Origin of the sequence: Alloprevotella rava, assembly GCF_014195585.1 — a bacterium.
GTDB classification, from domain to species: Bacteria; Bacteroidota; Bacteroidia; order Bacteroidales; family Bacteroidaceae; genus Alloprevotella; species Alloprevotella rava.
Map to the genome: position 1 here is coordinate 1 of NZ_JACICA010000025.1, position 1,523 is coordinate 1,523.

1 pseudogene is annotated in these 1,523 nt (G+C 54.5%); it reads right to left on the reverse strand.

Annotated features, from left to right (window positions below):
* Nucleotides 1-1,523, reverse strand: a pseudogene (locus FHS60_RS10255) (peptidase M26); the annotation flags it as partial.

Consider the following 1,523-nt stretch of genomic DNA (forward strand, 5'->3'; position numbering starts at 1 on the left):
TTCTGCAACTTGTAGGCCACCTCGCCGTTCTTGAGCTGCTCCTCGGTTACCCGGTCGCCCTGTGCCTTGCCGCAGGTGTTGAGGTAGTAACAGTGGTCGGTGTTGGCGTTCTTGGCGAAGGTGTAGCCTCCGGTGGCGTTGTTCTTGCCGATATAGAGGCAGTTGGTCAGGGTGCAGGTGCCCTCCTGGTTGCATACAAATCCGCCCATATATTTCTTGCCATTATCCGTCGTGGCGGTGAACTTACCCTTGACGATGCAGTCGGTGATGGTAACCTTGGCATTGTCTCTTACACATTCAATTATGCCCGCCGCGTCGCATCCGCCATCGTTATAGCTGCTCGTGATGTTCACCGCGCTGACGCAGCCCGAGAGGGTGGTAGTGCCATAGGCGTCGCCAACCAATCCTGACAAGCCGTGACTGTTCGCCTTGATTTCTCCTTGGGTACGCAGGTTGCGGATGGTGGCATCGTTCACAATCAGGAATGGGGCTATCTCGTTTTCTGACCCGGCATTCCAATTGATTGTGAGCGTATGGTTCTGTCCGTCGAATGTGCCGGAGTACTTACAGGTAGCGTAGATGCCCGCCATCGTGATGTCCGAGCCGAGATCGACATTCGCCGTCATCTTGGCGTTGAGCTTGGTCTGTCCGCCGTTGACGAGGTCGCAGAACTCTTTCCAATTCTCCTTTGATGCGATTTCGTAGCAGTCCTTTTCAGTGAAGCTTACTGTCACCCGCTTATCGGCTGTTACGTTAGTGGAAGCAGAGAAGCCACCCTCAAAGGCGATTCCGGAGTAATAATGGTGCTCGTTGTAGTCGCTGCCAAGGAGGTCCTTTGCGGTAAAGGTGGGCATGGAGCCGTAGATGGTCTTGCCGCTGTTGGCATAGCGCGTGGCGCGCACCTGGCTGTTATAGGTGAAATCCACCTTATAGACCCGCTTCGCGCGGTCGGCGGTGAGCAGCGGCTCGTTGTTGCTGCCGAGCACTTGTCCCCAGACGGTGTTGTTTCTGCTGTTCTGCAACTTATAAGCCACGTAGCCGTTCTTCAGCTGGTCGGCGGTCACTTGCTCGCCTAAGTTGCCATTCTTATTATGATCCGGATTGATGCCTTTGGACTTCTCGGAATAGTACACGTGGCTCAGGTTGTTCTGCGAACCTTTGTCCCGGCGCAGGATAGCGTTGAGTCCCGACACGTTGGTGTAGGTGGCGTTCACGTAGCTATTGCTGATGGTTGTCGTGCCGGCATCGCCCCAGGCAATGAGACCGGCAATGTTGGAGACGTTGCCATTGTCGCCTGTGATAGAACCGATGAAGGCGCAGTCTTTGATGGTGGTATTGTTCGATAAAATATGGCCTATCAAACCACCCGAGTACTGATCGCCCGTCTTTCCAAGATGTATGGCAGCTTTCACGATACAATTCTGAAGGGTCGTGTTTTCAGAGAATCCCACCAAGCCGGCCGTGTGGTAATTGTCCGTATTGGCCGGAGCGGTCACGGTGCCCGCGATGGTGAGGTTCTTGAT